General features: G+C 68.5%; 4 protein-coding genes. All 4 read left to right on the plus strand.

What is annotated here, in order from left to right; translation table 11 throughout:
* Positions 1-93 precede the first annotated feature (93 nt).
* A complete protein-coding gene (locus D180_RS17900; protein ID WP_017913876.1) occupies positions 94-648 on the plus strand; it encodes a cob(I)yrinic acid a,c-diamide adenosyltransferase in 555 nt (184 codons plus the stop codon).
* Positions 649-672: 24 nt separating this feature from the next.
* A complete protein-coding gene (locus D180_RS17905) occupies positions 673-1,578 on the plus strand; it encodes a histone deacetylase family protein (RefSeq protein ID WP_017913877.1) in 906 nt (301 codons plus the stop codon).
* A gap of 163 nt (positions 1,579-1,741) precedes the next feature.
* Positions 1,742-4,093, plus strand: a complete 2,352-nt coding sequence (gene lptD, locus D180_RS17910) for an LPS-assembly protein LptD (RefSeq protein WP_081616528.1) — start codon at positions 1,742-1,744, stop codon at positions 4,091-4,093.
* The coding region (locus D180_RS17915) for a peptidylprolyl isomerase (RefSeq protein ID WP_017913879.1) at positions 4,090-5,434 on the plus strand (1,345 nt) is incomplete at its 3' end. The genes lptD and D180_RS17915, both read left to right, overlap by 4 nt.

Here is a 5,434-nt window from a genome sequence, read left to right on the forward strand (position 1 = left end):
CCTCTACGTGGCGCTGGCCGCGGCGATCCAGGTCGGCGTCGAGCAACTGGCGCGGCTGGGCCAGCGCGGCCAGCCGGTCGGTCACTGACCGGGATGGGCAACCGCCTCTCCAAGATCTACACCCGCACCGGCGACGACGGCAGCACCGGCCTGGGCGACGGCAACCGGGTCGGCAAGGACTCGGCACGTGTCGCCGCCTACGGCACCGTGGACGAGGCCAACTCGGCGATCGGCGTGGTCCTGGCCTGCCCGCTGGCCGAGGACGTGCGGCACCTGCTGACTGCGATCCAGCACCAGTTGTTCGATCTCGGCGGCGAGCTGTGCATCCCCGGCCACGCGGCCATCCATGCCGCCGACATCGATGCGCTGGAACGGCACCTGGACCGCTACAACGACACCCTGCCGCCGCTGCAGGACTTCATCCTGCCCGCCGGCGGCGAGGCGGCGGCGCGCTGCCACCTGGCCCGCACCATTGTGCGCCGCGCCGAGCGCGAGACGGTGGCGCTGTCGCGGCAGGACGCGGTGCGCCCGGAAGCGGTGCGCTACCTCAACCGCCTGTCCGACCTGCTGTTCGTGCTGGCGCGGGTGCTGGCGCGGGCCGACGGCCACGGCGAAGTGCTGTGGCGCCACGACCGGCGCCAAGCCTGAGCCACGCCCGGGCCGCGGCCGCGCATGCTGATCTATACCCATCCTGCCTGCCTGGGCCACGCGCCCGGACCGGAACACCCGGAACGGCCGCAGCGCCTGGAGGCGGTGACCACCGCGCTGCGCGAGGCCTTTCCCGCGCTGGAATGGCGCGAGGCGCCGCTGGCCAAGCTCGGCGACCTGGCCCGGGTCCATGAGCGCGAGCTGATCGATCGCGTTCTGGCCGATCTCGACGGCCCGGAAATGCTCGACGTGGACACGGTCCTCTCGCCCGGCTCGCGCGCGGCCGCACTGCGCGCCGCTGGCGCCGGCGTCGCCGCCGTGGATGCGGTGATGCACGGTGTCAGCGACACCGCCTTCTGCGCGGTGCGCCCGCCCGGCCATCACGCCACCGCCGACACCGCGATGGGCTTCTGCCTGTTCAACAACGTGGCCGTGGCCGCCGCCCACGCCCGCGACACGCACGGCCTGGAGCGGATCGCCATCGTCGATTTCGACGTGCATCACGGCAACGGCACCCAGGCGATCTTCGAGCGCGAGCCGAAGGTGCAGTACCTCAGCACCCACCAGTCCGGGCTGTTCCCGCACACCGGCGGGGTCCACGACCGCGGCGTCGGCAACCTGCACAACGCGCTACTGCCGCCGGGCAGCGGCGGCTTCCGCTTCCGCAACACCTGGGCCGACCAGATGCTGCCGCTGCTGGACGCGTTCAAGCCGCAGCTGCTGCTGATCTCGGCCGGCTTCGACGCGCACATGCGCGACCCGCTGGCCGACCTGATGCTGGAGACCGAGGACTTCGGCTGGATCACCGCCGAACTGCGCGCAGTCGCGCAGCGGCACGCGCGCGGCCGGGTGGTGTCCCTGCTGGAAGGCGGCTACGACCTGCAGGCCCTGCGCGAGGGCAGCGTCGCCCACGTCGACGCGCTGCGCTGAGGGTCCGCGCCCGCCCGGCGGCGGCCGCGGTGCGGCACGCCCGGATCGAAATTCCGCCCCGCCAGGCCGATGAACCCCGTCCCCCGCCCCGGGGACGCCTTCATTGCCCCTATGCACGGGATGGGGCAAGCTAGCGACCGTTTTCGCCCGATACCTGACGCGCGTGCGCCGAACCCTTCGCCTGCTCCCTCTTCCGTTCAGTATCGCCCTGTGCCTGCCGGCATTGGCGGCTGAAAAGCCGCCGAACTGGGGCCTGTGCCCGACCCCGGACGTGCTGCCCAAGTTCGACGACGCGCAGCAGCCGGATCCCAAGCTGGCGCAGAACCGCGAGCAGCAGCCGACCAATATCGAAGGCGACCAGCTATCGGGCACCACAACCATCCCGAACTACACCGGCAACGTCGCGCTCAAGCGCGGCGACCAGTTCATGGGCACGGACAGCCTGCGGGTGGACACCGAGACCGGCAACTACATTGCCGAGGGTCATGTGCGCTACCAGGACTCGTCGATCCGCATGATCGCCGACCGCGCCGAGGGCAATCAGGACACCGACACCCACAAGATCACCAACATCCGCTACCAGTTGCTGGCCCGCCGCGGCAACGGCAAGGCCGACTCGGTCGACCTGCAGGGTGCGCTGGGGCAGATGCACCGCTCCACCTACACCACCTGCGACCCCTCGCAGCGGGTGTGGGAGCTGCACGCGCCGGAAATCGACGTCGACAACGACGAAGGCTTCGGCACCGCGCGCAACGCGATCCTGAAGATCTACAACTTTCCGGTGCTGTACGCGCCCTGGTTCAAGTTCCCGATCGACGATCGCCGCAGCAGCGGTTTCCTGTTCCCGGCGATCGGCATGTCCAGCCGCAACGGCTTCGACTACACCCAGCCGTACTACCTGAACCTCGCGCCGAACTACGACGCCACCCTGTATCCGCGCTTCATGGCCCGCCGCGGCCTGATGCTGGGCAGCGAATTCCGCTATCTCTACGACGGCGGCAAGGGTGAGCTGCAGGCCGCCTACCTGCCGGACGACAAGTTGCGCGACAAGGATCGCGGCCGCTTCAGTTACCAGGGCTACCACAACATCAATTCGCAGTGGCAGGCGCGCGCTTCGCTGGCCTGGGTCAGCGACGAGCGCTACACCGAGGACTTCTCCAACCGCCTGCTCGGCAATGCGGTGTCCAACATCCAGAGCACGATCGGCGTCTACGGCACCGGCGAGACCTGGACCGCGGGCGTGATGGCCGACCGCTGGCAGCTGACCGACTACACCCTGACCGAGGATGCGCTGCCGTACAACCGCCAGCCGCGCGCCTTCTTCAACTGGGACCAGTCGTTCGGCAACTATTTCGAAGCCGGGCTGTACAGCGAAGCGGTGCGCTTCGTGCACGACGATATCCATCAGAAAACCACCGACGGCACCTACGAACGCACCGGCGTGGTCACCCCGCGCCCCGGCGGCAGCCGCCTGGACCTGAAGCCCTACATCTCGATGCCGCTGGCCGGCGCCGCCTGGTTCCTCAAGCCGACCCTGGCCTGGCGCTACACCGCCTATCAGCTGGACAAGGACCTGGCGGCCACGCTCGGCGGCGACACCACGCCCTCGCGCAGCCTGCCGATCGCCACGGTCGATGCGGGCGTGTACTTCGACCGCGATACCAAGTGGGGCAACACCAACTATCTGCAGACCCTGGAACCGCGACTGTTCTACCTGTACACGCCGTACCGCGACCAGAACGATCTGCCGATCTTCGACACCCGCGAGTTCACCTTCAGCTGGGGCCAGTTGTTCCGCGATTCGCGTTACACCGGTGCCGACCGCCAGAACGACGCCAACCAGCTGACCATGGCCCTGAGCTCGCGCCTGCTGCGCCAGGACGACGGCAAGGAAAAGTTGTCGGTCAGCCTCGGCCAGATCCTGTATTTCAGCGATTCGCGGGTCAGCCTGCCCAACAGCGACACCACCATCGAGCAGGGCAAGTCGGCATGGGTGGCCGATGCCAACTACATGATCAACGATCGCTGGAACCTGGGCGCCACCTACCAGTGGGATCCCAAGTACCGGCGCAAGGACCTGGCCAGCTTCCGCGCGCGCTACCTGATGCCCGGCGACGGCATCGTCAATATCGCCTACCGCTACCGCCGCGATCTGCTGGAACAGGCCGACGTGTCGTTCCTGTACCCGATCAATCCGACCTGGAGCGTCGTTGGCCGGCATTACTACTCGCTGATGGACAAGAAGCCGCTGGAAAGCATCCTCGGCGTGCAGTGGGACAGCTGCTGTCTGGCGGTGCGGGCGCTGGCGCGGCGCTACGTGCGCAACCGCACCGGCGCGCTGGATACCGCCTTCCAGATCGAGTTCGTGCTCAAGGGGCTGTCGTCCCTGGGCCAGGACACGGACCGCGTTCTGCGCCGTGCTATTCTCGGCTACAACCGCGACGACCTGTACTTGGTCCCGCCCAGCAACACCACGACCGATCCGGACGCTTACGATCCGAACCAGATTCCATGACCAAGACCCTTTCTGTTTTTCTCGCCGCCCTGGTGGCGATCGCCGGCGTGTCCGCTCCGGCCGCCGCGCAACAAACCCAACCGCTGGACCGCATCGCCGCGGTGGTCGACGAGGATGTCGTACTGCAGAGCGAACTGGATCGTGCCGTGCGCAACGTGAAGGCGCAGTATGCCGGCCGCGAGGCGCAGCTGCCGCCGGATAATGTGCTGCAGCGGCAGGTGCTGGAACGCCTGGTCCTGGTCAAGCTGCAGGTCGCGCGCGCCAACAGCACCGGCATCCGCGTCGGCGACGACGAACTGAACCGCGCCATCGCCAGCATCGCCCAGCAGAACGGCACCGACGTGGACGGCCTGCGCAAGAAGCTGGCCGCCGACGGCATGTCCTACACCGACTTCCGCAACTCGGTGCGCGACGAAATCACCGTGCAGCGCCTGCGCCAGAGCTTTGCGCAGAGCCGCATCAACGTCAGCGAGGCCGAAGTCGACGCGGCCCTGGCGCAGCAAGCTACCACCGGCACCCAGTACCACCTGGCGCACATCCTGGTCGGCCTGCCGGAAGGCGCCACCGCCGAGCAGATCAAGACCGCTCAGGGCAAGATCGACGGGGTCAAGAACCTGATCGACAAGGGCGAGATCGATTTCAACGCCGCGGCGGTGCGCTATTCCGACAGCCCCAACGCGCTGGAAGGCGGCGACCTGGGCTGGCGCAGCCTGGACGAGATCCCCAACGCATTCGCGCAGCTGATCCGCGACATGAAGCCGGGCCAGGTCGCCGGCCCGCTGCGCGGCCCCAGCGGCTTCCAGCTGCTGAAGCTGGTCGAAGTGCGCGACGCCTCGGCCAATCCGGAAAAGAAGACGGTCACCGAGTACCACGCCCGCCACATCCTGATCCGGGTCAACGATGCGCAGCCCGACGCGGTCGCCAAGGCCAAGATCGAGACGCTGCGCGCCCGCATCGCCGGCGGCGCCGACTTCCAGGCCGTGGCCAAGGAAGCGTCGGAAGACACCAACAGCCGCAGCCAGGGCGGCGATCTGGGCTGGTTTCCTGCCGACGCGTTCGGCCCGGACTTCGGCCAGCACGTCGCCAGCCTGCAGGACGGCCAGATTTCGCAGCCGTTCCGCACCGAGGCCGGCTGGCACATCGTGCAGCGCGTCGGCGAGCGCCAGACCGACGTGACCAGCGATACCCAGCGCGCCCAGGTCCGCGAGACCATCGGCCGCCGCAAGCTGGAAGAGGAATACAACCGCTTCCTGCAGGAAATGCGCGGCGAAGCCTACGTCGACCTGCGCGTGGGCAACACCGACGCCGCCACTGCGCCGGCGGCCGCGCCCGCGCCGGCGC

Source organism: Xanthomonas sp. SHU 166 (assembly GCF_000364685.1).
Taxonomy (GTDB): domain Bacteria; phylum Pseudomonadota; class Gammaproteobacteria; order Xanthomonadales; family Xanthomonadaceae; genus Xanthomonas_A; species Xanthomonas_A sontii.